27 protein-coding genes and 1 tRNA gene are annotated in these 24,165 nt (G+C 68.6%); 15 read left to right on the top strand and 13 right to left on the bottom strand.

All coding sequences use genetic code 11. From position 1 onward, the window contains the following. Positions 1-10: 10 nt before the first annotated feature. A complete protein-coding gene (locus tag DEU38_RS24050; RefSeq protein WP_147283583.1) occupies positions 11-532 on the top strand; it encodes a hypothetical protein in 522 nt (173 codons plus the stop codon). A 42-nt stretch (positions 533-574) separates the two neighbouring features. Here DEU38_RS24050 and DEU38_RS24045 read toward each other — a convergent pair whose 3' ends face one another. Then, positions 575-1,753, bottom strand: a complete 1,179-nt coding sequence (locus DEU38_RS24045) for a hypothetical protein (RefSeq protein ID WP_114723905.1) — start codon at positions 1,751-1,753, stop codon at positions 575-577. 184 nt (positions 1,754-1,937) lie between these two features. On the opposite strand from DEU38_RS24045, the gene DEU38_RS24040 reads away from it, so the two are divergent. Then, positions 1,938-2,771 carry a mycofactocin-coupled SDR family oxidoreductase gene (locus tag DEU38_RS24040; protein ID WP_114723904.1) on the top strand — a complete coding sequence of 278 codons (834 nt, stop codon included), beginning with the start codon at positions 1,938-1,940 and terminating at the stop codon, positions 2,769-2,771. A 57-nt stretch (positions 2,772-2,828) separates the two neighbouring features. Here the strand turns inward: DEU38_RS24040 and DEU38_RS24035 are convergent, their stop codons facing one another. Beyond that, on the bottom strand, positions 2,829-3,491 hold the full coding sequence (locus DEU38_RS24035; RefSeq protein WP_114723903.1) for an alpha/beta fold hydrolase: 663 nt from the start codon (positions 3,489-3,491) through the stop codon (positions 2,829-2,831). A gap of 24 nt (positions 3,492-3,515) precedes the next feature. Between DEU38_RS24035 and DEU38_RS24030 the strand changes: the two genes are divergently transcribed. From DEU38_RS24030 to DEU38_RS24020, 3 genes are read left to right on the top strand one after another with little or no spacing between them, the layout of a single operon-like run. Next, positions 3,516-4,997, top strand: coding sequence for an SDR family oxidoreductase (locus tag DEU38_RS24030; RefSeq protein WP_114723902.1), 1,482 nt, complete (start codon positions 3,516-3,518; stop codon positions 4,995-4,997). Positions 4,998-5,049: 52 nt separating this feature from the next. Continuing rightward, a complete protein-coding gene (locus tag DEU38_RS24025) occupies positions 5,050-5,661 on the top strand; it encodes a DJ-1/PfpI family protein (protein ID WP_114723901.1) in 612 nt (203 codons plus the stop codon). After that, entirely contained in the window at positions 5,658-6,140 is a 483-nt protein-coding gene (locus tag DEU38_RS24020) for a MarR family winged helix-turn-helix transcriptional regulator (RefSeq protein ID WP_114723900.1), read from the top strand. The genes DEU38_RS24025 and DEU38_RS24020 overlap by 4 nt, the downstream gene beginning before the upstream one ends. A gap of 3 nt (positions 6,141-6,143) precedes the next feature. On the opposite strand, the gene DEU38_RS24015 is transcribed toward DEU38_RS24020, so the two are convergent. The 6 genes from DEU38_RS24015 to DEU38_RS23990 form a co-directional block, all read right to left on the bottom strand. Next, a complete protein-coding gene (locus DEU38_RS24015; RefSeq protein ID WP_114723899.1) occupies positions 6,144-6,761 on the bottom strand; it encodes a lipocalin family protein in 618 nt (205 codons plus the stop codon). 81 nt (positions 6,762-6,842) lie between these two features. Next, positions 6,843-7,322 (bottom strand): 2-isopropylmalate synthase, encoded by a 480-nt coding sequence (locus DEU38_RS24010; RefSeq protein ID WP_114723898.1) that lies wholly within the window; start codon positions 7,320-7,322, stop codon positions 6,843-6,845. A 174-nt stretch (positions 7,323-7,496) separates the two neighbouring features. After that, positions 7,497-8,750, bottom strand: coding sequence for a zinc metallochaperone AztD (gene aztD, locus DEU38_RS24005; RefSeq protein ID WP_114723897.1), 1,254 nt, complete (start codon positions 8,748-8,750; stop codon positions 7,497-7,499). 139 nt (positions 8,751-8,889) lie between these two features. Beyond that, the gene (locus DEU38_RS24000) at positions 8,890-9,651 is read right to left on the bottom strand and encodes an alpha/beta hydrolase (protein ID WP_114723896.1); all 762 of its coding nucleotides are present in this window, start codon (positions 9,649-9,651) and stop codon (positions 8,890-8,892) included. Positions 9,652-9,853: 202 nt separating this feature from the next. Further along, positions 9,854-11,341 carry an NAD(P)/FAD-dependent oxidoreductase gene (locus DEU38_RS23995; protein WP_114723895.1) on the bottom strand — a complete coding sequence of 496 codons (1,488 nt, stop codon included), beginning with the start codon at positions 11,339-11,341 and terminating at the stop codon, positions 9,854-9,856. A 102-nt stretch (positions 11,342-11,443) separates the two neighbouring features. Then, entirely contained in the window at positions 11,444-12,451 is a 1,008-nt protein-coding gene (locus tag DEU38_RS23990; protein ID WP_114723894.1) for an NAD(P)H-dependent glycerol-3-phosphate dehydrogenase, read from the bottom strand. A 157-nt stretch (positions 12,452-12,608) separates the two neighbouring features. Between DEU38_RS23990 and DEU38_RS23985 the strand changes: the two genes are divergently transcribed. Both DEU38_RS23985 and DEU38_RS23980 read left to right on the top strand, forming a co-directional pair. Beyond that, positions 12,609-13,754 carry an alkaline phosphatase family protein gene (locus tag DEU38_RS23985; RefSeq protein ID WP_114723893.1) on the top strand — a complete coding sequence of 382 codons (1,146 nt, stop codon included), beginning with the start codon at positions 12,609-12,611 and terminating at the stop codon, positions 13,752-13,754. Between the two features lie 90 nt (positions 13,755-13,844). Then, on the top strand, positions 13,845-14,819 hold the full coding sequence (locus tag DEU38_RS23980; RefSeq protein WP_114723892.1) for an alpha/beta hydrolase fold domain-containing protein: 975 nt from the start codon (positions 13,845-13,847) through the stop codon (positions 14,817-14,819). Position 14,820: 1 nt separating this feature from the next. On the opposite strand, the gene DEU38_RS23975 is transcribed toward DEU38_RS23980, so the two are convergent. The 3 genes from DEU38_RS23975 to DEU38_RS23965 all read right to left on the bottom strand — a co-directional run bounded on the left by DEU38_RS23975 (position 14,821) and on the right by DEU38_RS23965 (position 16,467). Next, positions 14,821-15,267 carry an SRPBCC family protein gene (locus DEU38_RS23975; protein ID WP_114723891.1) on the bottom strand — a complete coding sequence of 149 codons (447 nt, stop codon included), beginning with the start codon at positions 15,265-15,267 and terminating at the stop codon, positions 14,821-14,823. 64 nt (positions 15,268-15,331) lie between these two features. Next, positions 15,332-15,976 carry an LON peptidase substrate-binding domain-containing protein gene (locus DEU38_RS23970; protein ID WP_114723890.1) on the bottom strand — a complete coding sequence of 215 codons (645 nt, stop codon included), beginning with the start codon at positions 15,974-15,976 and terminating at the stop codon, positions 15,332-15,334. Between the two features lie 17 nt (positions 15,977-15,993). After that, complete coding sequence (locus DEU38_RS23965) at positions 15,994-16,467, bottom strand: DUF309 domain-containing protein (protein WP_114723889.1); 474 nt, start codon at positions 16,465-16,467, stop codon at positions 15,994-15,996. A gap of 266 nt (positions 16,468-16,733) precedes the next feature. Here DEU38_RS23965 and DEU38_RS23960 point away from each other — a divergent pair, with 266 nt between their 5' ends. Both DEU38_RS23960 and DEU38_RS23955 read left to right on the top strand, forming a co-directional pair. After that, positions 16,734-17,024: a type II toxin-antitoxin system Phd/YefM family antitoxin gene (locus DEU38_RS23960; protein WP_114723888.1), complete on the top strand. Its 291-nt coding sequence runs from the start codon at positions 16,734-16,736 to the stop codon at positions 17,022-17,024. Then, positions 17,021-17,302, top strand: coding sequence for a type II toxin-antitoxin system RelE/ParE family toxin (locus tag DEU38_RS23955; protein WP_114723887.1), 282 nt, complete (start codon positions 17,021-17,023; stop codon positions 17,300-17,302). The genes DEU38_RS23960 and DEU38_RS23955 overlap by 4 nt, the downstream gene beginning before the upstream one ends. Before the next feature lie 127 nt (positions 17,303-17,429). On the opposite strand, the gene DEU38_RS23950 is transcribed toward DEU38_RS23955, so the two are convergent. Then, positions 17,430-17,503 (bottom strand) — tRNA-Met (locus tag DEU38_RS23950). A gap of 154 nt (positions 17,504-17,657) precedes the next feature. Between DEU38_RS23950 and DEU38_RS23945 the strand changes: the two genes are divergently transcribed. Next, complete coding sequence (locus DEU38_RS23945; protein WP_114723886.1) at positions 17,658-18,470, top strand: mycofactocin-coupled SDR family oxidoreductase; 813 nt, start codon at positions 17,658-17,660, stop codon at positions 18,468-18,470. 24 nt (positions 18,471-18,494) lie between these two features. Here the strand turns inward: DEU38_RS23945 and hppD are convergent, their stop codons facing one another. Continuing rightward, positions 18,495-19,670: a 4-hydroxyphenylpyruvate dioxygenase gene (gene hppD, locus DEU38_RS23940; protein WP_114723885.1), complete on the bottom strand. Its 1,176-nt coding sequence runs from the start codon at positions 19,668-19,670 to the stop codon at positions 18,495-18,497. A gap of 771 nt (positions 19,671-20,441) precedes the next feature. On the opposite strand from hppD, the gene DEU38_RS29485 reads away from it, so the two are divergent. The 5 genes from DEU38_RS29485 to DEU38_RS23920 all read left to right on the top strand — a co-directional run bounded on the left by DEU38_RS29485 (position 20,442) and on the right by DEU38_RS23920 (position 24,076). After that, entirely contained in the window at positions 20,442-20,576 is a 135-nt protein-coding gene (locus tag DEU38_RS29485) for a hypothetical protein (RefSeq protein ID WP_258558129.1), read from the top strand. Between the two features lie 48 nt (positions 20,577-20,624). After that, positions 20,625-20,801 (top strand): hypothetical protein, encoded by a 177-nt coding sequence (locus tag DEU38_RS28710; RefSeq protein ID WP_181818924.1) that lies wholly within the window; start codon positions 20,625-20,627, stop codon positions 20,799-20,801. A 367-nt stretch (positions 20,802-21,168) separates the two neighbouring features. Continuing rightward, on the top strand, positions 21,169-22,629 hold the full coding sequence (locus DEU38_RS23930; RefSeq protein WP_114723883.1) for a wax ester/triacylglycerol synthase domain-containing protein: 1,461 nt from the start codon (positions 21,169-21,171) through the stop codon (positions 22,627-22,629). A 97-nt stretch (positions 22,630-22,726) separates the two neighbouring features. Further along, positions 22,727-23,578 (top strand): universal stress protein, encoded by an 852-nt coding sequence (locus tag DEU38_RS23925; RefSeq protein WP_114723882.1) that lies wholly within the window; start codon positions 22,727-22,729, stop codon positions 23,576-23,578. A 15-nt stretch (positions 23,579-23,593) separates the two neighbouring features. Beyond that, on the top strand, positions 23,594-24,076 hold the full coding sequence (locus tag DEU38_RS23920) for an Lrp/AsnC family transcriptional regulator (protein WP_114723881.1): 483 nt from the start codon (positions 23,594-23,596) through the stop codon (positions 24,074-24,076). Positions 24,077-24,165: the final 89 nt, after the last annotated feature.

Below are 24,165 nucleotides of genomic sequence, written 5' to 3'. Positions count from 1 at the left end.
TCGGTACGGGGTGCCCGGTAACGGTGCAGCGGCCGCAGGCGACAAGCCCGGTAGTGGCACCGGAAACCGGGCCGCCTCGTGTCGATCCAGTGGGGGAACCGATGCGGCACTGCCGCCGACGTTGGCCACGCTGCAAGCGGCGTTCGACGCGAACGTCCCGATCTTCGAGGACGCGGGACAAGCCGCCTTCCCGGGATACATCGGGCAGGGCTATCCGATCCTGCTGTTCCGGAAGGTGACCGACCGCGCGGCGCTGGCGTCGCAGTCGGCGAAGTACATCACCTTCGGGGCGTACCCGCCGTTCGACGAGTTCGCGCAGACCACCAGCTACGGTGCGCCGACGGGGAACATGGCCCTGACCGGGAGGCTGAACGACATCAGCAGGCCGGACTTCACGGGTTCGCTGCCCGGGACGTGGACCCACACCGGTGCCGAGTACGGGTACGGAACCCCGCCCATCGGGTTCGCCCTGTACGTACCCGACGCGCTCGCTACGGGCTCGGGTGGCTCCTTCGGATCGGGGGCGTCCTAGCCCCATGCCGCGGATCGGTTCCGGTGCAGTGGGTTCCGTCGCTCACTGCGCGAACCGCAGGATCGCGGCCGCAGGTACCTCGTCGGGCACGTCGCCCGAGCGGACGGCGAGGACCTTCGCGCCCGTGAGCAGTGCCCGCCGGGCGATCTCGTCCACCACGCCGTACTCGTGGTTGCCGTTCAGCTCGGCCAGTTCGACGGTTCCGCTGTCCGGGTCGATCGTGCCGGGGACGATGCCCTCGATGTCGACCAGCAGCGTCTCGATTCGGCCGAACGTCGCGGAGCGGGCCACGTCGGAGATCTCGACCTGGGCCCGGCCCTTCGAGCGCAGGTCGTCGAACTGCTTGCGGGTGTCCGCGAGTTGCTGGGCGTAGTGACCGTCGAGGACCGTGCGAGTGGTCCGGGCGATCTGCTCGTCGCTCATTTCTTCCGGATTGCCCTGAATGCCCTCGTCGAGCAGCTGGTGGTAGTTGTTCACCGAACGATAGATCGAGGCCGTCGGTTCGGCGGCGGCCAGGATCAGGGGAGTGTCCCGTCCCGTCAGCACGCTGCGCAGCTCGTGGTCGATCGCGCGGGCGTACTCGCGCACGCGCAGCTTTCGTCCCTCTTCGCCCTGCACCCGCCCCGGCGCGCGGTCGGGCGCCGCCCGCCCGCTCCCGGCACCCCCGGCGGATCCTCCCCGGCCGTGCACGCGGCCGCCGGTCGTCCTGCCGAGTGACGGCACGCCGGCGTAGCTCGCAGCGTCCTTGGGCAGACCCGGCACGTCGATCTTTGCCGGCGGCTGATCGGCCGTGACCTCGATCAATCGGACGGATCCCTCGGCGAGGGCCAGTACGAACGCGGTCTGCGGGAAGGTCACCGTCCGCAGCAGCGGCTTGATGTAGAAGCGGTCGCTGACGATGGCACACGCTCCGAGCCGGTTGGGCAGTCGGTAGCGCCGCACCCTGTCCGTCGTGGCGAGCACGACGAGCGTCCGCGCCTGATACCACCAGAAGGCCTCGTCCTCGATCAGGTCGTCGAATGCTTGCTCGAATGCCACCCGTTCCTTGTGGTCTTCGACTTGCTCGAGCGCGGACTTGACCTGGTTCGTGAACTCGATACGACTCTTGCCCGGCTCTTGGATGTCGTCCTCGGTGGGCGTGTAGATCGAGATGCAGGTGTGACCCTCCACCCCGGCGAGCCGGCGAACCTCGGCATGACTCGGAATATCGCTGTAGAGCATTCCTCGACCTCCCGGTAGTTGGTCGCTTTTCAGACTACCCAGCGCGGTCACGTCGCGGCAGTGCTTTGCGGACGGCGCGGTTCCCGCTCCGGAAAGGGCCCGTTGCCCGCTCCGTGGAGGAGACTCTGGACCGGACGGGCGTCCTATCGGTAATGATCTGGGGCAGTAGAGACTTGGAGGAGATATGGGGCAACTCGAAGGGCGGACCGCATTCGTGACCGGCGCCGCGCGGGGCCAGGGCCGCGCGCACGCTCTCGCGCTCGCCGCGGAGGGCGCGGACGTGTTCGGCATCGACATCTGCGCCGACGTCGCGACGGTGCCGTACCCGCTGGCCGCCGTCGCGGACCTCGACGAGACGCGGCGGCTGGTGGAGCAGCACGGCGTGCGCTGCCGAACCGCAGTCGTGGACGTGCGCGAGCGCGCGGCGGTGGACGCGGCCGTCGCGACCGCGATCGCGGAGTTCGGCAAGATCGACATCTGCGTCGCGAACGCCGGTGTGTGCGCGTTCGCGAAGACGTGGGACCTGACGGACGACATGTGGGACGCCGTCGTCGACACCAACCTCACCGGCGTGTTCAAGACGCTGCGTGCGGTGGCCCCGCACATGATCGAACGGGGTTACGGACGCATCGTCGCGACGTCGTCGATGGGCGGGCGCACCGGCATCCCGAACCTCGCCCACTACGTGTCCGCGAAGTGGGGCGTGATCGGCCTCGTGAAGACGCTCGCGCTCGAACTCGCCCGATACGGGATCACCGTCAACGCCGTCTGTCCGGGCTCGGTCGACACCCCGATGGTTCACAACGAGGCCTTCTACGGGCTGTTCGCCCCGGATGTCGAGAATCCGACGCGGGAGACCGTCGAGTCCCGCTACGCCGGTATCACCCCGATGCGCGTGCCGTGGGTGGCGCCGGAGGACATCGCGCACGCGGTGCTGTACCTGGTCTCGGAACAGGCGCGGTACGTCACCGGCACGTCGCTCGACGTCAGTGCGGGCAGCTCGGCGCTGATGCCCTGACCTCCCGCTCGTCGGGGATCGGGTACCGATAGACGATGTGGGACAACGGCTCCGGCGTCAGCGCGCGGCGGGCAGCGCGAACAGCTCGGCGGCGGCGGTGACGGTCCGTGCCACCACGTCGGCGCGGTCGGGGTCGAGTCCGTGGCGGCCGCCCTCGATCAACAGCAGGGGATGCTCGGCGGGGATCAGTTCCAGGGCGGCGCGCATCTCGTCGGGCGTGCCGAACGGGTCCCGGTCGCCGTGTACGAACAGCGACGGGGTGCGCAGTTGCGGCAGGTGTTCGGTGCGCTGCTTCTCCGGTTTGCCCGGTGAGTGCAGCGGATACGACAGCAGCACAAGGCCGTCCGCGACATCGGGCCGTTCCGCGGCCAGCATCGTGGACTGGCGGCCGCCGTACGAGTGTCCGGCCAGGAGCAGGGGGCCGTCGGCGAGTTCGCGGATCGCGTCGGTGGCCGCGACGATGCCGTCGCGGTCGGTGCCGGCGTGGGCCCGGTTGGGCGGGCCCGACGCCCGTCGTCGGCGGAACGGGAGGTTGTAGCGCAGCACCAGAAGTCCATGCTGGGCGAATCCGGACGCCATGGCCTGCAACAGTTTTGCGTTCAAGTCACCGCCGGCGCCGTGGGCGAGGACCAGTTTGCCGGCCGCGTCGCCTGCGGGGCGGTGCAGGTAGCCGTACACCCCGTCGGTGTCGAGGAGGACCGGTTCGTCGAGCGCGCTCATGACCATCGAGGTTACCGTGGAACGGTGCAGCGACCACGGGTGCTGGTCACCGGGGCCACCGGGTACATCGGTGGCCGTCTCGCCCCGCGCCTGCTCGCGGCCGGGTACGACGTGCGGGTGCTGGTGCGGTCCCCGGAGAAACTGCGGGACGTGCCGTGGGCGAAGCAGGTCGAGATCGTCCGCGGCGATCTGGGCGATCCGGACTCGCTGACGGCGGCCACCGCCGACATGGACGTCGTGTACTTCCTCGTCCACTCGATGGGGACGTCGACGGAGTTCGTGGAGACCGAACGGATCGGGGCGTCCAACCTGGCGGCCGCGGCGAAGGCGAGCGGCGTCCGCCGCATCGTCTACCTCGGGGGACTGCACCCCGAGGGCACCGAACTCTCGCCGCACATGCGCTCGCGCGCGCAGGTCGGCCGCATCCTCGTGGACTCCGGGATCCCGACCATGGTGCTGCAGGCCGGGGTCGTCATCGGGTCCGGATCGGCATCGTTCGAGATGATCCGGCACCTGACGAATCGGCTGCCGGTGATGACCACGCCCCGGTGGGTGAACAACCGGATCCAGCCGATCGCGGTGCGCGACGTCCTCTACTACCTGGTGGCGGCGGCCGAGGCCCCGCTGCCGGGCAGTCGCACCTTCGACATCGGTGGCCCCGACGTCCTGACGTACGGCGACATGATGAAGGTGTACGCCGACGTGGCGGGGCTGCGGCGTCGCCGCGTCCTGGTGCTGCCGGTGCTCACCCCGCGGCTGGCGGGACTGTGGATCGGGCTGGTGACGCCCATCCCGAGTTCGCTGGGGCGGGCGCTCATCGAGTCGCTCCACAACGACGCCGTCGCCGCGAACCGCGACATCGACGACGTGATCCCGCCGCCGAAGGAGGGGCTGACGCCGTACCGGCAGGCCGTCCGGCTGGCGCTGCGCCGTATACGGAGCGGCGAGGTGGAGACCAACTGGGCCAGCGCGTCGCCGGTGGGTGCGCCGTCGGATCCGCTTCCGTCCGACCCGAACTGGGCGGGGGAGGCGGTGTACACCGACGAGCGCAGCGCCGGCTGCGACGCGGACGCCGACACGTTGTGGCGGGTGCTCGAGAGCATCGGCGGCGAGAACGGCTGGTACTCGTTCCCGCTCGCGTGGGTGATCCGCGGCTGGCTGGACCGGCTCGTCGGCGGGGTCGGGCTCACCCGCGGGCGACGCGACGCCCGCCGCCTGAACACCGGTGACCCCCTGGACTTCTGGCGCGTCGAGCAGATCGACCGCGGCTCGCTGCTGCGGTTGCGCGCGGAGATGCGGACGCCGGGCGGTGCCTGGCTGGAATGGCGGGTGCACCCGGACGGCCCGCACCGCTCCCGGCTCGAGCAGCGCGCCATCTTCTTCCCGAAAGGTCTTGCGGGACGGCTCTACTGGTACTCGATCCTGCCGTTCCACGGGATCATCTTCAAGGGCATGCTCACCAACATCACCGGCGCCGCGGCGCGGGAGTACGCCGCGACCGGTTGAGTGCGGCCCGGTGGGTATTGACAGAATGCTGTCAAAGTGACAGCCTCCTGTCATGACTGAAACAGTGCATGTCGCCGTGTACGACACCTTCGTCGATTGGGAGATCGGTCTGGCGATCGATCACATCAACAAGCCGATGTGGCAGCGGGAGCCGGGCCGATTCACCGTGGCCACGGTCGGCGCCACCGCGAGCCCGATCGTGACGATGGGCGGAATGCGCGTCGTCCCGGACACCACGCTGGACGTGGTCAGGCCGCAGGACAGCGCGATGCTCATCCTGGCGGGCAACGACATCTGGAACACCGAACAGTTCTCGCCGTTCGCGGCGAAGGCACGCGATTTCCTCGCTGCGGGGGTGCCGGTGGCCGCGATCTGCGGTGCAACGGGTGGGCTGGCGATGGCCGGACTGCTCGACGACCGCGCGCACACGAGCAACGCGGCCGAGTTCCTCAACTCGGTCGGGTATGCGGGCGGGCACCTGTACCGCGACGAGCCGGCCGTCACCGATCGCGACCTCATCACGGGCGCGGCCAACGCGCCGGTCCACTTCGCCCGCGAGATCCTCGAACGGCTCGACGTGTTCGCGCCGGGTGTGCTGGCGTCGTGGTTCAAGCTCTACGGGGACCGCGATCCCGCGGGCTTCTACGAACTGATGGCGGAATGAGTGCACGGGACGACCAGGATCTGCTGAGCGGTCTCGCGCTCGGCTCGTTCCGGCTCAACGGCCAGTTCCTCGAGGTGGCGGAGGGGCTGGCCCGCCCGGTGGGTCTCACCGCCGCGTGGTGGCAGGTGCTCGGCGCCGTCCTGACGCAGCCGCTGTCGGTCGCCGACATCGCCCGCGAGATGGGCATCACCCGGCAGAGCGTGCAGCGCATCGCCGATCTGCTGGTCACCCGGGGTCTGGCCGAGTACCAGCCGAACCCCGCGCACCGCCGTGCCAAGCTCGTCACGCCCACGCCGGAGGGGCGTCGGGCGGTGTCGGGGATCGGCCCCGCTCACGCCGCCTTCGCCGCCCGACTGGCGCGGGCCATGGGCCGGGACGAGCTGGCCGACGCGCTCGCCTCGATCCGTCGGCTGTCGGCCGTGCTCGATCAACTGGCCGACGAGGACGAGGCCGGTTCGGGGGCAGTCACCGATCGTTGAGCATCACACGGTGCACAGCGGGGCGATGTCGGAGCGTCCGCCGGTGGTGGGCGAGGTGAGCAGCAGGCACGAGTTGTAGCCGCGGGACTCGACGACGCTGCGGATCTGCTGCCAGCCCTCTGCGCTCACGGCGGGGGTGCGGGAGAGCACGAACCCGGAGACGCGCATGGGGTCGCCGACCAGGGCCCACGAGTAGTCGTCGGCGATGTACGTGACGACGTAGTTGGTGGGGCCGTCGGCCGAGTTCTGGAACGGCACCGACGGGAAGCTCACGTGCAGTTGCGCGTTGGTGGCCGGGTCGTTGACGCGGGCGTTGCCCACGATGCCGTTGGTCCCGCCGGTCCACGTGGTGCACGTGTTGTTCACGCTGACGTTGGACGCGTCGATCACGCCGTAGGTGGCGCGGGTGTCGCGCGCGCAGTCCAGGTTGAACGGTTGCGGCACCGCCGCGAGCTGGTACCAGGTGCCGGCGTAGCGGGCCACGTCCAACGACGGGATCGGGGCGAGCGGCTGCCACAGGTCGGCCGATCCGGTGGGCTGGGCCGCGGCGGGCGCACTGACGAGCAGTGCCGCGGCGGCAGCGGCGAACAATCCGGCGGTGACTTTCCTGGTGGCGCGCATGGCGGTCCTTTCCGAGGGGGAGGCGGTCACCCGGTATTCGGAGCCGCCTCCCACCCCGGATCGGTCCGGATGATCACTTTCTCAGCGGTGCAGCAGGTTGGCGCCGGCGATGATCGCTTCCCGCGCCGACGAGTTGCAGTCGTCGGCGATGGACATCGCCCAGCGGCGCTCGCCCTCGTGCTCGCACAGGAGGAACGTCGCGGTGCCCGCCGACGTGCGCTGCTGGTGGAACGAGAGGATCTCGAGCTGGAAACCGGCGTCGTAGAGCATCGACGTCAGCGCCGCGATGGGGCCGGTGGCCGTCGCGGACGCCGACGAGATGGTGTCGCCGAGCCCGAGGGTGGCGGTGAAGGTGTGCCGACCGGCGCCGAGGTGCTCCGACGTCCAGCTGCCCAGGCGGACGGGGCCGCCGGTGGGGCCGAAGCGCTCGGTGAACTCGGCCCAGGTCAGACCCTGTGCCTGGGCGCGCATGTCGCGCGGCAGCGGGAGGCCGAAGCGGAGCGAGAACGGATCGTCGGAGAACGACGCGGTGGTGGTGGCGAAAGCCTGGGAGGTGCGCATTTTCGGGGGTCTTCCTGAAGTGAAGGAAGGACCGACAAGTAGATAGCTCAACGACCCGCAGCGAGGGGTCGGTCCGAATCAGACCCCGCTACGGCGGTGAACTACTACCTGAATGCGCTGCATGACCGAGGAGTCTAAGCGCGACTCGCGGATACACGCAACCCTCCGGCCAAGTCAGCCGCGCACGCCGGTGATCTCGTCCGGGGTGTGCGGCAGCTCGGCACTGGTCGTGACCTGGCCGTTCTCGATGTCGACGGCGTGGATCCGCTTGGTGGCAGGGTCGGTGACGTACGCGGTGAAGCCCTGCACGAACAGCGCGGGCCGCGGCGACTGCCACTCCTCGGGCTCGGTCCACGGGTCGATCACCGGCACGGTCCGGATCGTCGCGCCGGTCGCCGGGTCGAGCACGTGCAGCGCGCCGTCCGTGCCGAGGATCAGGGCCTCACCGAACATTCCGCGGCCCAGCGACCGGAACGTGTAGCTGGTGCCGATATCCACGAGCCGCAGCTCACCGGTGACGGTGTCGGTGAGCGACACCCGCTGCGGACGCTCCAGCTTCGCGTCGGGATCGCTCTTGTAGTCGCCGAGCACCACGGTCGATTCCTCGGACCCGGCCTGGTTGCCGATCCGCCCGTACGGATCGGGGCTGGTCACCTTGGTGATCGCGCCGTCCCGGTAGATCAGCAGGCCGTCCTGGCAGCCGAACACCACGGCCTCGTTCGCGGCGACGGCCTCGCCGTGCAGGCCGGGGCACCGCTCGTTGCGGGTCACCTCGCCCCGGCCGGCGTCCAGCACGACGATGCCGGTGCGGGTCTTCTCGTCGCCGACCGTGGTGATCAGGCCGCCGTCGGCGAGTTCGACGGCGACGCCGTGATGCGCGTGCGGGGTGGTGAACGTCGAGACCTGCGGCATGCCGTCGGCCAGCCCGGTGGGGTCGAACGACTCGACGCGGCCGGTGCCGTCGTCGAACAGCACGGTGCGGCCCGCGTGCCGGACAACGTGGCCGGGCTTGTCGGCGTCGAACGTGATGTCGGTGAGCGCCGGGGCCGCGGTGTAGTGGTGCGCGTGGTCGCCGTGCGCCTCCGACCACGTGCCGGTGTCGAGGACCCGGAAGCTGCCCTCGGTGGAGACGATCACGTGCCGGTCGTCGCCGGCCGGGCTGATGCGGTTGAACCCGTCGAGCTCGGATTCGCCTACCACCGAGAGGGTTTCGGCGTCGACGACGAGGATGCCGCCGTCGTAGGTCAGTGCCAGCCGCGGTGTCGCGGACCGGGCCTGCGTCGGCTCGGTCGACCCGGCCGACGACGACGTCGACGTCTCGGTGGTGGCGCCGTCGGCGGTGGACGTGCAGCCGGCGAGCAGGGCCGCGCACGTGGCGACCGAGGCGGCGAGCGTGAGGCGTCGGGGTGTGGGTTCGATGCGAATCATGCCGCAAGGTCTATAGGGTAATGAAAATCATTGTCAAAGTCGAAGATCTGCATTCGTGCATGTGGGGACGTCCGCGGGTCCGGGGCGCGGTGCCGGTATCGGCGTCCGGCGCGGGGCCGGACGCCGATACCGCCTAACGTCAGTCCGACGGCGTGTCGGCGGTCCGGACCAGATGGCGGGCGAAGAACCGGGCCGAACTGTCACGCTCGTGCTCGGGCACCTGGAAGTGCCCGCCCGGATGGGCGTGCAGCGTCTTCTCCTTCGAGGCGAAGGCGTCGAACAGCGCGAGCCCGGACACGCGGTCGATCTCCTCGTCGTCCCACGGAATCCGGTACTCGACCGGGACGGTGATCTTCCGTGCCGCCTCGATCAGGGCGTCGTTCACGAAAACCCCGCCGAGGCTCAGGGCCGCGATCCGGGGTTCGACCGGCGTCAACATCAGCCCGGTCGCGACACCCAATGTCATGCCGCCGTAGCCGATCGGCGCGTCGGCGCCGATCTCGGGCAGCGCCTGCAGGGCGTCCAGGGTCGCCTGCCATTCCGGCACCGCACGCTCCGCCAGCGACATGTTGTAGTCGATGACGATCGGGGCGATGGGCTCGCCCGCCGCCCGGGCCTGATGGATCGCCTCGGCCCATCGTTGATCCTGCAGGTTCCGCGGCCGGTCACCGTGGCCGGGGGCGTCGATGGCGGCGACGGTGAACCCGCAGGTGGTGACGCTGTGGAGTGCGCTGGCTACCAGCCCCGGCGCCTTCTTGTGCATGCCGCCGGAATGCCCCGACAGCAGCAGCGGTGCGCCGACGGTTCCGGATGCGGGCGACCAGAGCACGCCGGTGATCCCGTCCAGAATGAAATTGCGTTCGATGACACCGTTCGACGATGTCTCGGAGATGAAATGCATGGTGTGGCCTTTCGGGATTGCCTTGTTCAGGCGCTCCCGGCGACACCTACGTCAATCGCCCGACCGTGGACACGAGGGGGAGCACCCACATGGATGTTGCGTACATGGGTCTCACCTCCTGGCGTGAAGTCACGGTCGGGCGCACGCTATCAACCGGAACCGAATCCCGTCCAGCCAATTCCTGCCGATCGTCGACTCCCCGTCACGCGACCGATTCCGGAGCGGCTCGGAGAAGCTCGTAGTCCGCGGGATCGACGACGCGGGTGCGGCGCCGGTAGCTCCACGACGACCCGGGCCACAGCGCGTGGTTGGACCCGCGCGCGTCCAGGTACCAACTGGCGCAGCCGCCCGTGCTCCACACGCCGCGCGAGAGCCGTTCCCGCAGGGCCGCATCGAACGCGTCCTGGACCTCGGTGCGCACGTCCAGCCCGCCCGCACCGTGCCGCTCGACCAGGTGCATCGCCTCGAGTGCGTGCGCGATCTGCGCCTCGATCATGACGATCACCGAGTTGTGGCCCAGGCCGGTGTTGGGACCGGACAGGAAGAACGCGTTGGGCATGCCGGCGATCGTGACACCCAGGTGGGTGCGGACTCCGCCCCGCTGCCAGCGTTCGAGCAGGCTGACGCCGCCGCGGCCCACGAGCTGCATCCGGTTCAGGGCGCCGGCGACGCGGAATCCGGTGGCGTACACGATGACGTCCACCGCGTGGTGGGTTCCGTCCGCGGTCACGACACCGTCCGGGTGGATCTCGGTGATGGCGTCGGTGACGAGCGTGGTGTTCGGTCGGGTCAGCGTGGGGTAGAAGTCGTTGGAGCGCAGGATCCGCTTGCAGCCGATCCGGTAGTCCGGTGTCAGCGCCGCGCGCAGGGCGGGGTCGGGGACCTGCCGGCGCAGGTGTCGCCGGGCGCGCGCCTGCGTGATCCCCAGCAGCCGGGGCCGACGGCCGAGGCCGAGCGCGAGCGTCTCCGCCGCCCAGTACGCTCCCGTACGAAACAGCCTGCGCGCCAGCGTGCTCCGACGACTCGCCGCCACCGCCGCGCGAAGCTTCCGGCGCGGCAGCACCCACGCCGGTGTGCGCTGGAAGACGTGCAGCTTCGCGGCGGCGCGGGCGAGCTGCGGCGCCAACTGCACCGCGCTGGCCCCGGTCCCGACGAGCGCCACCCGCTTGCCGGTGAGCTCGACGGCGTCGTTCCAGCCCGCCGAGTGCATGCTGACACCGGTGAACGTCTCGGCGCCGGGGATGCGGGGCAGGCGGGGCACGTTCAGTGCGCCCGACGCGATCACGAGGTACTGCGCCACGTACTCGCCGCCGGTGCTGTCGAAAACGTGCCAGCGGCAGTCGTTCTCGTCCCAGCGCGCGCCGGCGACGGTGGTCCCGAACTCGATGCGGTCCGCGAGGCCGTGCCGGTCGGTGAGCTGGGACAGGTAGTCCAGGATCTCGGGCTGTGCCGCGTGGGACGACGTCCAGTCCGGCTTGGGGGCAAAGGAATACGAGTACAGCACCGACGGGATGTCGCACTCGCAGCCCGGGTAGGTGTTCTGTCGCCACGTGCCGCCCACGGCGTCGGCCTGCTCGAGGATCAGGAAGTCGCGCTCGCCGCGGCGGGTGAGCTCGAGCGCCATCCCGAGTCCGGCGAATCCGGCGCCGACGATCAGCACCCGGGTACGGCGAACCTGCTCCTGCGACACGCTGCATTCCGATCCATGAGGTTTCGCGCAGCGCCTCCCCTCACCGCCTGACGTCAGCAGTGTGCAACTTGAACGGTGTTCAAGACAAATCGGTCGGCCGGGTCAGGCCACCTCGTCCTCGCCGCCGGGGGCGACTTTCCGCAGGCCGCGGTAGGCCTCCTCGGGCGTCCTCCGGCCGGCCACGACGGCCTCGACCTCGGCGGCGATCGGCATCTCGACGTTGTAGTCGCGGGCCAGTTCCATCACCGTCGGCGCGGTCTTGACGCCCTCGGCCACCTGCCCGAGTTTCTCGACGGCCTGTTCCACCGTGAGCCCGCGCGCGATGGCCTCGCCCACACGCCGGTTGCGCGACGCCGGGCTCATGCACGTCGCGATCAGGTCACCCACCCCGGTCAGGCCCGCGAACGTGCGCGGGTTCGCGCCCATCGCCTCGCCCATGCGGGTCATCTCCGCGAGTCCCCGCGCGAGCACCATTGCGCGGGTGTTGTCGCCGACGCCCAGACCGTCGGCCATGCCCGACGCGATCGCGACGATGTTCTTGAGGACCCCGCCGAGTTCGCAGCCCAACACGTCGGTGTTGCGGTACACGCGGAAGACCTTGGAGGCGAACAGCGGTTGCAACGCCGTCGCGACGTCCACGTCCTGCGTCGCGACGACGGACGCGGCGGCGAGGCCGTCGGCGATCTCCTTCGCGATGTTCGGTCCGGCGAGCAACCCGACGGGATGTCCGGGCAGGCATTCGGAGATCACTTCGGTGGGCCGCTGCCGGGTGCCCGGCTCGAGGCCTTTCGCGAGCGAGAGCACCGGCACCCACGCGCGGACCTCGTTCGAGATCTGGCCCAGCGTGCTGCGGATCGCGTGCGAGGGCACCCCCACCACCAGGACGTCGGCCTCGTTCGCCGCCTCGACGATGTCGGACGTCGCCCGCAGGCTCTCGGGCAATTCGTGCTCGCCGAGGTAGCGCGAGTTGCGGTGCTCGATGTTGATCTCGTCGGCCGTCTCGGGGTTGCGCGACCACAGCAGGGTGGGGGTGTTGTGCGCGGCGAGTTTGGCCACGGTGGTGCCCCACGAGCCCGACCCGAGCACCACGACGCGTACCGGGCGGGCCATCAGCGATCACCTCGTGAACGGACATGTGCGGCGGTCATGAACTCAGGTTGGCACTGCGGGCCGCTTCTCGGTGCCGATTCCCCGAACTCGGCGGGGGTGCGCGCCTACAGTCGGGTACAACCCCAGCACACCGAGCGACGATTGCGAGTGACCACCAGTGTCGGACGACCTTCCGCTGCGGGACGTGTATGCCGAGCCCACCCTCGCCGACGTGCTGCCGTCGGTGCTGGCGTCGCTGGGGGTGCCCGGCGAGGTCGACGCCCTGGGGCTGCCGCGCACCGACCGGACGGTGGTGCTGCTGGTCGACGGCCTGGGGTGGAACCTGCTGCGTCACAACGTCGATGCGGCGCCCTTCCTGGACGAGGCGGCGGGCCGGCCGATCCGGGCGGGCTTTCCCACCACCACCGCGACCAGTCTCGCGTCGTTCGGCACCGGTCTGCCGACGGGGCGGCACGGCGTCACCGGGTACGTCTCCGACGTCGCGGAGGCCGGCGGCCCGTTCAACTGGCTGCGCTGGCAGCGCGTCGGCGACCACCGCGACGTGCTCGGGCAGGTGGTGCCGGAGCGGATCCAGCCGTCCCACACCGCCTTCGAGCGGGCGGCGGCCGACGGCGTCGTCACCACCACGGTGCTGCCCCGCGAGTTCGCCGGAACCGGGCTGACACGCGCGGTGCTGCGCGGCGCCCGCTTCGTCGGCACCGTCGCGTACGGGGACCTGCTGCATTCGACGGTGCACGCCGCGAAGGCGGGGGAGCGGACGCTCGTCTACTGCTATCTGAGCCAGATGGACACCCTCGGTCACGTGTACGGCCCCGGCAGCGACGGCTGGGTGGCGCAGCTGACCATCATCGACCGGTTCGTCGAGGACCTCGTCGCGCATCTCGGATCCGACGTGAACCTGCTGGTGACCGCCGATCACGGCATGGTGCCGGTGGCCGCCGCCGACCGGATCGACTTCGACGGCAATGCCGCGCTGTCGGACGGGGTCGCGGCGCTCACCGGCGAGGCCCGCTGCCGCTACGTCCACACCGAACCCGGTCGCGCCGACGCCGTGCTGCGGCGGTGGCGGGCGGAGCTGGGGGAGCGGGCGTGGGTGGGGACCCGCGACGACGTCGTCGCCGCGGGGCTGATCGGCCCGGACCCGTCGGAGGCCGCGCGCCGCCGGATCGGTGACGTGGTGGCGATCGCCCGCGGCGGGTCGGCGATCGTGCGCAGCGAGGCCGAACCCCGGATGTCGATGCTGGCGGGGCAGCACGGCGCGCTCACCGACGACGAGCTGCTGGTGCCGCTGCTGCAGATCTGACCGTCGGAGCGGCTGCGCGCGGCGGCGTTGGTCTCTAGGGTGGCGGACGGGGTGGGCGGAGCCACCCGTGCGGAGACGACTGGGGGCGGTATGCGAACGCGTGAGACGACCATCATCCGGCACTGGAAGGTGAGCCTGCGGGCATGGTTGGTGTTCTGGTTCGCCCGGATCTTCGTCAAACCGCTGTTCGCGGCGTGGCCCACCACCGATCGGGGCATCGCGGCGCTCGGGCATCTCGAGAAGGTGGTCGATCGGCTGCCGCGGCCGCGGGGCGTGCACATCGAGCCGATGACGCTCGGGGGTGTGCCGAGCGAGCTGATCAGGCATCACCGCCAGGCCTCCGACTCGCTGGCCGGCGCGACCATCCTGTACCTCCACGGCGGCGGATTCGTGTTCTGCGGCTTGGCCACTCACCGCAGCCTGTGCGCGGTCCTGGCCGCGCGGGCCGGTATCCCGGTGATCTCGGTGGAGTACCGCCAGCTGCCGTACGGCGGCATCGGCACCTCGATCCATGATGCGATGGCCGCGTACACCGAGCTGCTCAGCACGTGTGCGGACCCGACGAAGATCATCGTCGCGGGGGACTCGGCGGGCGGCTACCTCGCGATGAAGGTCGCCGAGCTCGCGGCGACCCGCGGCATGATCACCCCGGCGGCGGTGATCGGCTACTCGCCGCTGCTCAATCTCGCACTGGAGAAGCACGATCCGGACTACATGCGCCGCGACGCGTATCTGCCGATGAACCAGGTGGAGGCGCTCAAGGACAAGTGGGTGGGCGGGCCGGATCCGATCGTCGGCGCCGACTCGCCGATCGAGGCCGACCCGCACCTGTTCCCGCCGACGTTCTTCAGTGTCGCGCAGTACGAACTGATGCGCCCGGACGTCGAGGCGATGACCGGGATGCTCGAGGACGCCGGGCAGGCCGTGGAGACCCACGTGTGGAGCGGCCAGATCCACGCCTACCCGGTGATGGGCACGGTCCTGAAGGAGAGCACCATGACGATCGCGTTCAGCCTCGACTTCGCCCGGCGCGCACTGGGATACCGCGGCCGGCACTCGGCCTGAGCTACAGCCCCCGCGCCTCGATCTGCCTGCGCAGGTTCGCCTCGGTCTGCTTGATCGCGGTGACGACGAACGGCTCGATCAGCTTGCCCAGGGCCTTGCCGGCCAGCCCGCCGGGCAGCTCGTAGCCGAAGTCCACGGACAGCTCGGTGTGGTCGTCGGCGACGGGCGTGAACATCCAGCTGGAGCGGTTCCCGAAACCGGAGACCGAGCTGAGGGTGATCAGCCGGTCCTGCTCCCACTCGGTGACCTCGACCGTCGACTTCAACGCCTTGGGGCCGAGCTGCATCGTCGCGTCGTAGGTGGCGCCCAGGCCCTGATCGAGCGCGCCGATCGGGTCGAACCGGGTGATGCCGAACATCCAGTCGGGCACGTTGCGGTAGTCGTCGATGTGCGCGAAGGCCAGCTCGACGGGAACGATGGCGACCGCCTTGTGGCGAACGTGAATCATGAGTTCTCCCCTCCCCTGAACAACCTGGAGAGTGGACGCTAGTACACGTCGAACGTGACCCCCGTCACTGGCGTCCCGAGAGTCGGAATTCGGCGATCTCGCGCGCGTTGTCGATCGCCTCGGCCACCGCGCGGTAGCGGTCGTCCGCGGACTCCGCCGCCAGCACCTGCAGTTGGTCCGCGGCGCCCATCGGCACCCACGCCGCGAGCGCGTACAGGTGATCGCCGGGCTGTTCGAGGATGTCGAACAGCCGCGGCGGCGCGGGCTGGGGTTCGTCCTCGCGGCCGCGGATGCGGGTGAGCAGGACGTACAGCTCGGTGAGCCGGTCGGTGAGTTGCTCGAGCCGGGTGTCGTCCACCCGGCCGCCCGGTCCCACCGGCCACGACTCCACCTCGGCCCGCGGGTACGGGTCGTCGTCGAGCCAGTGCCGGATGCGGATGCGCTCCTCGCCCACGCAGTTCAGCGCGTAGCGGCCGTCGCCGATGTCGACGTGCGAGACGATGCGCACCGACGTGCCCACCTCGTGCCGGACGTCGCCGCCACCCACCTCGTGGCCGCGCGCGATCAGGACGGTGCCGAACCGGGGACCCTCGGTGGCGGCCAGGCAGTCGCGCACGAGCGCCTGGTAGCGCGGCTCGAACACGTGCAGCGGCAACCGTTCCCCGGGCAGCAGCGTCGAGCCGAGGGGAAACATGGGCAGAACGGTCATTCGACCAGAATGGCCCATCACGGCATTCGGAGCCTCGGAACCGGGACCGTGTCGGGCGGGGTGTCCCGGTCCAGTTCGATGATCAGATGGTCGGCCCACGCGACCAGCCCGGTCACGTCGAGGGCGTGCGGCGGGTTGTCCTCGAACGGCACGATCCGGTGCCGGCCCTGCCGCAGCAGCGACACCGCCCCGGCCGGGTTGCCGCGCATCTGGTGGGTGACGGCGACGGCCAGCTGCGCCAGGCCCTGCCACAGCCCACGTTCCTCGTGCGGCGCCTTCTTCCACGCGGCCTCCAGGACCTCGTGCGCGTGGAACGGCAGGTCGTGGTCGAGCAGGCGCTGCGCCTCGGTGATCGCCTCGCCGGGATCCAGATCCAGATCGTCGGGCATCGTCGGAAACCCCTCCTCGCCCCACTCGAGCGGCCGGCCCAACCGGTCCCGGGGGCGGGCGTTGCGGGGCTTGCCGAGGGTGTCCCGATCGCGGTCGGCCATACAAGCAATCTAGCGCCGACGGGGGTGTCGACGGGAGGGGCGGCGGGGCGGGCGCGGGACGTGTCAGGCTGTCGGTCGAGGCGGTGCCTCCGCGGATACGGCGGTGTCACACACCTTCTGTCGGCGTCACACACCCTTTCGATGCGCATTTCGTATGTGTTGTTCGGAAAACCTGTGTGACGCCGGCACGTCGTGGCCCGGTGGATCGGGCGCGGTGGTCGAGTCGAAGCGCCGCACTGGCCGAATCCTGAATTCTAGCTAGAATTATGTACATGACGACTCTTCCGGTGGCAGATGCACGGGCGCAGCTCTCCCGTCTCGTCGACGAGGCGGAGCGCACGCACGAGCGATTCGAGATCACCCGCAACGGACATCGCGCCGCCGTACTCCTCGGCGCCGACGACTACGACGCGCTGCGCGAGACCATCGCCGTCCTCGCCGACGAGTCACTGCTCGCCGACCATGTCGCCGGCATGGCGGAGGTCGAGGGCGGTGACGTTCTCGACGCCGACTCGCTCGCCGACTTCTTGGCTGCCGAGAAGTCCGACGACGAATGAGCGCGCCCGAGCAGCCGTACACCCTCTCCATTGCGAGGTCGGCGGCCCGCGCCTTGAAGCACACCCTGCCCGAGAAGGTCGCGGCCGCGGTCTACGAGTTCATCACCGGGGCCCTGCTCGAGAATCCTCACCGGGTCGGTAAACCGCTCGCGCCACCGCTCGCCCCGGCTTACTCCGCGCGCCGCGGAACCTACCGAGTGCTGTACCTGATCGACGAGGACGCCCGACGCGTACAGGTCACCGCCATCTCGCACCGTGCCGACGCCTATCACGTCTGACTGCACTGCCCATGCGGGTCGGTTGAACGATCGAGGGTCGCCATGAAGGGCATCCGCTGCGGCGACGACGTTCCGCCTCAAATGCGAAAGTCCGGGTCAACAATTCGTTGACCCGGACTTTCATTTGTAGCGGGGACAGGATTTGAACCTGCGACCTCTGGGTTATGAGCCCAGCGAGCTACCGAGCTGCTCCACCCCGCGTCGGTAATTTCAGCTTACACGAGTTTCGGAGCCCGAATGACCACCGAGCGCTGGAGGCGCTGTGTTCCCGGTCACTGGAATGCTGGGCCGCTGGTCCGGATAGCCGTCCTAATCTGCGAAGACACTGGACGACGAGGGATCCGGAGGGATTCGCATGGCACTGCTCGAGAACAAGGTCGCCTTCATCACCGGCGCGGCACGCGGACAGGGGCGCAACCACGCGGTGCGCTTCGCCCAGGAGGGCGCGGACATCGTCGCGCTCGACATCTGCGCACCGATCTCCGACGACGTCGGCTACCCGGCGGCGACGCCCGAGGATCTCGAGGAGACCGCCCGCCTGGTGCGCGCCGAGGGCCGTGAGATCGTCACGTCCATCGGTGACGTGCGCGACCAGGCCGCGCTGCAGGCCGCCGTCGACGCCGGTGTGGAGCGCTTCGGCCGTCTCGACATCGTGGTCGCGAACGCCGGCATCTCGACGTGGAACCGCTTCTGGGAGATGCCCGAGGAGCAGTGGACCACGATGATCGACATCAATCTCAACGGTGTGTGGCGCACGCTCAAGGCGGCGGTGCCCGCGATGATCGACGGCGGCCGCGGCGGCTCGATCATCGTGGTCAGCTCGGCGGCCGGCATCAAGGCCAGCCCGGGTACGTCGAACTACACCTCCGCCAAGCACGGCCTGGTGGGTCTGACGAAGACCGCGGCGATCGAGTTGGGCGAGTTCGGCATTCGCGTCAACTCGATCCACCCCGGCGCGGTGGACACCCCGATGGGCCAGGACGCCAACGTCGGCAAGATCCTCTCCCAGTTCCCGCGCTACCTGGACAACTACAAGTGGCCGCTCGCCGGCCTCAACAAGTGCACCGTCGACGACGTCTCCGAGGTCGTGCTGTACCTGGCGAGCGACCGGTCGCGCACCGTCACCGGTTCGCAGATGTCGTTGGACCTGGGCATCACGTCCATTTGATTCGATCGCACAGGGGCGGCACGGTCAGAGGTTGCCGCGCCGCTCCTGCTCGCGTTCGATCGCGAGGAACAGGGCTTGGAAGTTGCCCTTGCCGAACCCGAGTGAGCCGTGCCGCTCGATGAGTTCGAAGAACACCGTCGGCCGGTCGCCGATCGGTTTGGTGAAGATCTGCAGCAGGTAGCCGTCCTCGTCGCGGTCGACGAGGATGCCGCGGCGCTCGAGTTCCCCGATCGGGACCCGCACCGCGCCGATCCGGGCGCGCAGTTGCGGATCCTCGTAGTACGACGCGGGTGTCGGCAGGAACTCGACGCCCGCCTCCGTCAGGTGGTCCACCGCGCCGAGGATGTCGGACGTCGCCAGTGCTAGATGTTGCGATCCGGGGCCGCGATAGAACTCGAGGAACTCGTCGATCTGAGACCGCTTGCGCCCCACAGCAGGTTCGTTGAGCGGGATCTTGATGCGGTGGTTGCCGTTCGCGACCACCTTGCTCATCAGCGCCGAGTACTCGGTGGCGATGTCGTCGCCCACGAACTCGGCGAGGTCGGTGAATCCCATGACGCGGTGGTAGAAGGCCACCCACTCGTTCATCTTGCCCAGCTCGACGTTGCCGACCACGTGGTCGAGCGCCTGGATCACCTGCCGGCCGGTGCCGTGGGACTGCCTGCGTGAGACATAGCCGGGCAGATAGGGCCCGGTGTAGCGGGAGCGGTCGACGAGCGTGTGCCGGGTGTCGCCGTAGGCGGCGATGCTCGCGGTGCGGACGGTGCCGTGCTCGTCGGTGACGTCGTGCGGTTCGACGAGGATCCGGGCACCCTGGCCGCGCGCGTGCGCGATGCAGCGGTCGACGTCGGTGACCTCGAGTGCGACGTCGTAGACGCCGTCACCGTGCCGGCGGTGATGGTCGAGCAGTGGGCTGGACGGGTCGACGCCGCCGGTGAGCACGAATCTGACGGCGCCGCTGCGTAGTACGTATGCGCGGTGGTCGCGGTTGCCGGTCTCGGGACCCGAGTACGCCTCGAGGTCCATCCCGAACACCGTGCGGTAGTACGCGGCGGCCTGCGTCGCGTTGCCCACCGCCCAGACGATCGCGTCCCAGCCGACCACCGGGAACGGATCGGTGGACGGATCGTGTTCGACAAGCCCGAGCAGCTGGCGCAGCGCCGCGTCGTCGAGGCGGCCGAGTGACTGGTCGACGGTCATGAGCGAACCTCCCGTGGACGACGTGTCTTGATCACACCTTCGCCGCATCCGCCTCGGCAACATCGACTGATTTCTCTGTTCAGATTGAACGATCTGCATCGCTTGAGCGCCACATGGGTGGTCAATGTGTACAGAAGTGAGCTGGACATCCGCTCGGAGGTTGCCCGGTCGGCATTGTGTTGGCACTCGTCTCAGATACTGCCCACGGACCTTCAAAATTGCACTGCAGTACATTTTGATTATTTGATCGTCGGCATTCATTGGACTCCAGTGCAATCAATCTCCGAGCGCCGATCGACGGGGATGCTGTGGACACGGGCTTCGCTCCGTGCACCTCTCTGACCAGGTCTGATGGTGTCGCCTTGGGGTTGCTGGAGGATCTTCCGCAAAAAGCCTCCCAAAGGGGACGGGCATGGGTTAGTTTCCTTTCGATCACGGCTACAAAGGGACCCGAGAGGGGCGATCAGGGCCTCAGATGTGTGTGCTTCCTGAGTGTCTGTGTGCTGCTCGATATCGCTTCTGCGTGGAAGGCGGGTGCGATGCCGTGCAGGTTTCCGAGGAATGCTTCCAACGCCGATCGAGAGGGTGGGATTTCGTATGAGCGTAGTCTTTTTCGACGCGACTAAGGCTTTGATGTTGAATCTGCTGGGCGGGGCCTGGGCGGGCTCATTTATGCCCGGTGTCAACCTCGTGTCCGATGCGCTGGTCTCGTCAATCGAACTCAGCTGATGATTGCGGCGTGAGCCGCATCAAGAGAGTTAAGGGAGAATAATGGGTAGTCTCGGATCCGTCGCCACCGCCTTGGATGGCGAAACTGGTGCCTTTCTCAGGCCGTTGATCGGAATGCTGATCTTCCTGCCGTTCGGCTTCTCGGTCGACTTCAACTGGATGCCTCCGTTCGAGTGACAACTGAAACGCAAGAAAGGGTAAGTGAAAATGGATAGCGGAAGCCTGTTGGACCTCGTCACGAGTGTTGATCCGGCATCGATGGTGGCGCCGATCAACTCCCTCAAGGGTCTTGTCGACGGTGTGGCCGCGATCGTGGCGGGCCTCCTCAATATGGGGAACGCCGGATCGGTCGCGATATTCGGAAGCGTCGATACAGTCATCGGCTCTGTCGCCGGCCTGTAAACGGGAGGAGAAACATGTTCGAGTCGTCGCTCACCTACAGCTCTGATCTCGTGGGAGTCGGATCTGTCAGTCTCGTGAATTCGATCACGCAGTATCTGCTCGCCTTGTTCACCTGACCAATGCCTACTTCCGGAAAGGGCTGACAATGATTCCTGACTACCTCAACAAAATGATCTTCTGGATGGCCAACAACTTCACCCTCATGGGGATAGGCAGCAACGCGATCAAGAACAAGTAGCGCGGCAGTCGGTCGGTTCCGCTCGTCCGCGCACGGCTCGAACGGAGTCGCGAGGCCCTGAAGCGTGCTTCAGGGCTTTTGCGCGTTGCGCATCCTGTAAGCAGAAGAACCCAAAAGAGTAAGGTGCGTATGAGATTTGCCGACTGGCTCGCGGCGGGAACTTGGCCCATTCCGACCCGGGATGCCGAGTTCATCTACGGGGAGACCGACGGGCACCTGGGGCACTTCGTTGTCGTGTATGTCTTCGACACCACGCAGTATCCGGATGCGGAGCTAACCCAGGAACGCGCAGTCGAGTGGGTTCGTGCACGGCTCGGCCACCACCACATGTTCACCCATCGCATCCGCCGTGTGCCGCTGGGTCTGGAACATCCGCACTGGATCCCTGTTCCCGACTTCGATCTGAGTGCCCACGTGCGGGCCACTACAGTCAGCGAACCCGGATGGGCGCCCCTCGAGGCGCCGTTCGCCGAGTTGCTGACCTCACGTATGGACCTCACCCGACCACCGTGGGAATTGCACTTCTTCACCGGTGTCTCCGGGATCGTCGATCAGCCAGGCCGCCTCACCGCGGTAGCGCTCAAGGCCCACCACAGCATCGGAGACGGGCTGGGGGTGTTGCAGTTGGTGGAAAAGGTCTTCTCGGACGAGACGTGCACTCCTGCCCCTGCCCACCCAGCGCGGTGCCTCGGTGCCCGGCTGCTCGCCAAGTCGGTGTTGGGTTTTCCGCGTCAGCTGATCCGGTTCGCGAAGGATGTTCCGGGCAACCGTGCCGCCGATCGGGCCCTGAACGAGGCCGAGATGTCCGGTGCCTGGTTGGCGAACGCCGAACAGCCGGGCATCCGTTTCAACGGCAAGGTGAGTGGATCCGGCGCCATGGTGCCGATCACTTTGCCCACGACATCGCTCCGCCGTATCAGAGAAGCCGTTCCCGGCGCGACCGTGAACGACGCCCTGCTAGCTGTCGTGGGGGATGCTCTCGCGCGTTACCTCGCCGAGAAGGGCGAGCCCCACCCGGGCTCGCTCGTCGCGATCGTGCCACGATCGGTGCGGCAGGTGGAGGCTTGGGAATCGGCGAACCAGTTGGCAATCATGAACGTCGACATGCATACCGATGTCGAGCATCCGCTCGAACGGGTGGCGCGCATCGCCGAATCGTCGAAGTCCGAGAAGGCCCGCACCTCCCACATTGCGGTTCGCAGGGCCGCTGCGGCGATGGAGACGGTGCCTCCGCCCATGATGCGACTGTTCATATACACGCGCAGGGAAGCCGCCAATCTTGACCCCGGCCACCCCCGCCACCAGCACACCATGATCAGCAACGTGGCATTCGGGGTCGACAGCCTCACCCTGAACGGTGCGCCGGCCGCGGCGGTGTTCGGCGGGCAGCCGCCGGTGGACGGGGACGGTCTGCGTCATTTCCTGGCGGCCGCTGCTGGTGGAGACCTGACACTGACCGTGATGGCCGACCGCGGGATGATGCCCGACACCGACAGATACGTCGCCCTGATCCGCGCGAGTCTCACAGAGTTCGAGGAAGCCGCAGTCAACCGGACGAATCAGGATCCGTCGGACGAAATCGCCTCCTGAACCTCTCCGGCACCGCCGTCCCAAGCTCACGCCCCCGGACGGGTTTCGCCGTTAGTCTGATACCGAATGTGCAGCACCGAGGCGATCGGAGTGGACGATGTCACCAGCGAACGAGACCAGGCCGGTGATCGTCGGCGTCGACGGATCCGACGCCGCGATCCATGCCGTCAAGTGGGCAGCCGTCGAAGCGCACGCCCGCAAGGTGCCGCTGAAACTGGTGCACGTCATCGACACCGAGAACGACTTCCCGTTCGTCGCCGACGACCTCGAGGAAGAAGAGGCGTTCGGGCGCGAATCCCTCAAGGCCGCCCGCGAGGCCGCCACCGTCGAGGACTACACCGTCGACGTCGAGGTGGAACTGCTGCGCGGCCGGGTCAATCGCGCGTTCGTCGATCTGTCCGAGAACGCGAGCCTGCTGGTCGTCGGTTCGGTCGGTGCCGGCTTCTTCGAGCGGATGGTGCTGGGCTCCACGGCCCTGTCGCTGGCGCACCACGCCAAGTGCACGGTCGCGATCATCCGCGGCGCCGACGGCAGCCCCGTGCCGCCCACATCCGGCCCGATCATTGCAGGTGTGGACCATTCGGATAGTGCCGACATCGTGGTCGGCACCGCGATGCAGGAGGCGTCGATCCGCCACGCCGACTTGATCGCGATCCACGCCCGCCGCCGGCGCGGCAGCCAGGAGGCTGACGAGGAGGCCCGCGGCCGCATCGACCGGCTGATCGCGACATGGGGCGCAAAGTTCCCGTCGGTGTCCGCCGAAACGGTGATCGCGAAGGCCGGCCCCACGAAGCACCTCGTCTCGCTCAGTGCATCCGCTCGCGCCATGGTCGTCGGCAGCCGCGGCCTCGGCGGGTTCGAGAGCGCCGTCCTCGGCTCGACCAGCCAGTCACTCCTCTACCACGCGCAGTGCCCGGTGATCGTCGCCCGCTCCCGAGTCACGCCCTGAGAGTCCGGACCAGTCGTGGATCGGGGTGGGCACCGACTCGATGCTCTCGACGTCGACCTGATCACGCGGCTGCGGGACGAGCCGCGGATCGGGGTGCTGGAACTCTCCCGTAGGGCGGGGGTCGCGCGAGCAACCGTCCAGGCCCGGCTGCGCCGACTCGAGGAGTCCGGGATTGTCACCGGCTACGGCCCCGAGATCGACTTGCGCACAGCCGGATACCCGGTGCAGGCGTTCGTGACACTGGAGATCGCGCAGGGCTCGCTGGGGCAGCTGACGAAGGAACTCGAGGAGTTCCCCGAGGTGGTCGAGGCGTGGGCCACCACCGGCGTCGGCGACGTCCTGTGCCGCGTTGCGGCCGCGTCACACGACGACCTGCAGACGCTGCTCATCGAACTGCATCATTCGGCGACCGTCGCGCGGTCGGTGTCGGTGGTGGTGCTCTCGCAGGTGGTGCCGTTCCGGGCGCTGCCGCTGCTCGCGAAGTCGGTCGAGCACTAGTAGGACTTTGTTAGGTTGGAAACCTGTGGTGACACAGTGGGCAGGTGCCGATCCAGATGGCGAGTGCGCGTTGGATGTCGCGGACGATG

Origin of the sequence: Rhodococcus sp. AG1013 (assembly GCF_003350365.1) — a bacterium.
In the GTDB taxonomy this organism is placed as follows: domain Bacteria; phylum Actinomycetota; class Actinomycetes; order Mycobacteriales; family Mycobacteriaceae; genus Prescottella.
The sequence above is the reverse complement of the archived record's forward strand: the minus strand, read 5'-3'. Positions and strand labels throughout refer to the sequence as shown.

Bases quoted from the DNA above. Each gene is read 5' to 3' on its own strand.
- DEU38_RS24035 (WP_114723903.1), bottom strand. From the start codon at position 3,491: ATGAGCGCGCTCGACGAACCGGTCCTCCTCGACACCGACGGGGTGTAC.
- DEU38_RS24045 (WP_114723905.1), bottom strand. From the start codon at position 1,753: ATGCTCTACAGCGATATTCCGAGTCATGCCGAGGTTCGCCGGCTCGCC.
- DEU38_RS23960 (WP_114723888.1), top strand. From the start codon at position 16,734: ATGTACATGACGACTCTTCCGGTGGCAGATGCACGGGCGCAGCTCTCC.
- DEU38_RS23945 (WP_114723886.1), top strand. From the start codon at position 17,658: ATGGCACTGCTCGAGAACAAGGTCGCCTTCATCACCGGCGCGGCACGC.
- DEU38_RS24000 (WP_114723896.1), bottom strand. From the start codon at position 9,651: ATGCATTTCATCTCCGAGACATCGTCGAACGGTGTCATCGAACGCAAT.
- DEU38_RS23970 (WP_114723890.1), bottom strand. From the start codon at position 15,976: ATGACCGTTCTGCCCATGTTTCCCCTCGGCTCGACGCTGCTGCCCGGG.
- DEU38_RS23965 (WP_114723889.1), bottom strand. From the start codon at position 16,467: ATGGCCGACCGCGATCGGGACACCCTCGGCAAGCCCCGCAACGCCCGC.
- DEU38_RS23975 (WP_114723891.1), bottom strand. From the start codon at position 15,267: ATGATTCACGTTCGCCACAAGGCGGTCGCCATCGTTCCCGTCGAGCTG.
- aztD (WP_114723897.1), bottom strand. From the start codon at position 8,750: ATGATTCGCATCGAACCCACACCCCGACGCCTCACGCTCGCCGCCTCG.
- DEU38_RS24015 (WP_114723899.1), bottom strand. From the start codon at position 6,761: ATGCGCGCCACCAGGAAAGTCACCGCCGGATTGTTCGCCGCTGCCGCC.
- DEU38_RS23930 (WP_114723883.1), top strand. From the start codon at position 21,169: ATGAGATTTGCCGACTGGCTCGCGGCGGGAACTTGGCCCATTCCGACC.
- DEU38_RS24020 (WP_114723900.1), top strand. From the start codon at position 5,658: ATGAGTGCACGGGACGACCAGGATCTGCTGAGCGGTCTCGCGCTCGGC.
- DEU38_RS23990 (WP_114723894.1), bottom strand. From the start codon at position 12,451: ATGGCCCGCCCGGTACGCGTCGTGGTGCTCGGGTCGGGCTCGTGGGGC.
- DEU38_RS23955 (WP_114723887.1), top strand. From the start codon at position 17,021: ATGAGCGCGCCCGAGCAGCCGTACACCCTCTCCATTGCGAGGTCGGCG.
- hppD (WP_114723885.1), bottom strand. From the start codon at position 19,670: ATGACCGTCGACCAGTCACTCGGCCGCCTCGACGACGCGGCGCTGCGC.
- DEU38_RS29485 (WP_258558129.1), top strand. From the start codon at position 20,442: ATGGGTAGTCTCGGATCCGTCGCCACCGCCTTGGATGGCGAAACTGGT.
- DEU38_RS24010 (WP_114723898.1), bottom strand. From the start codon at position 7,322: ATGCGCACCTCCCAGGCTTTCGCCACCACCACCGCGTCGTTCTCCGAC.
- DEU38_RS24025 (WP_114723901.1), top strand. From the start codon at position 5,050: ATGACTGAAACAGTGCATGTCGCCGTGTACGACACCTTCGTCGATTGG.
- DEU38_RS23980 (WP_114723892.1), top strand. From the start codon at position 13,845: ATGCGAACGCGTGAGACGACCATCATCCGGCACTGGAAGGTGAGCCTG.
- DEU38_RS24040 (WP_114723904.1), top strand. From the start codon at position 1,938: ATGGGGCAACTCGAAGGGCGGACCGCATTCGTGACCGGCGCCGCGCGG.
- DEU38_RS23925 (WP_114723882.1), top strand. From the start codon at position 22,727: ATGTCACCAGCGAACGAGACCAGGCCGGTGATCGTCGGCGTCGACGGA.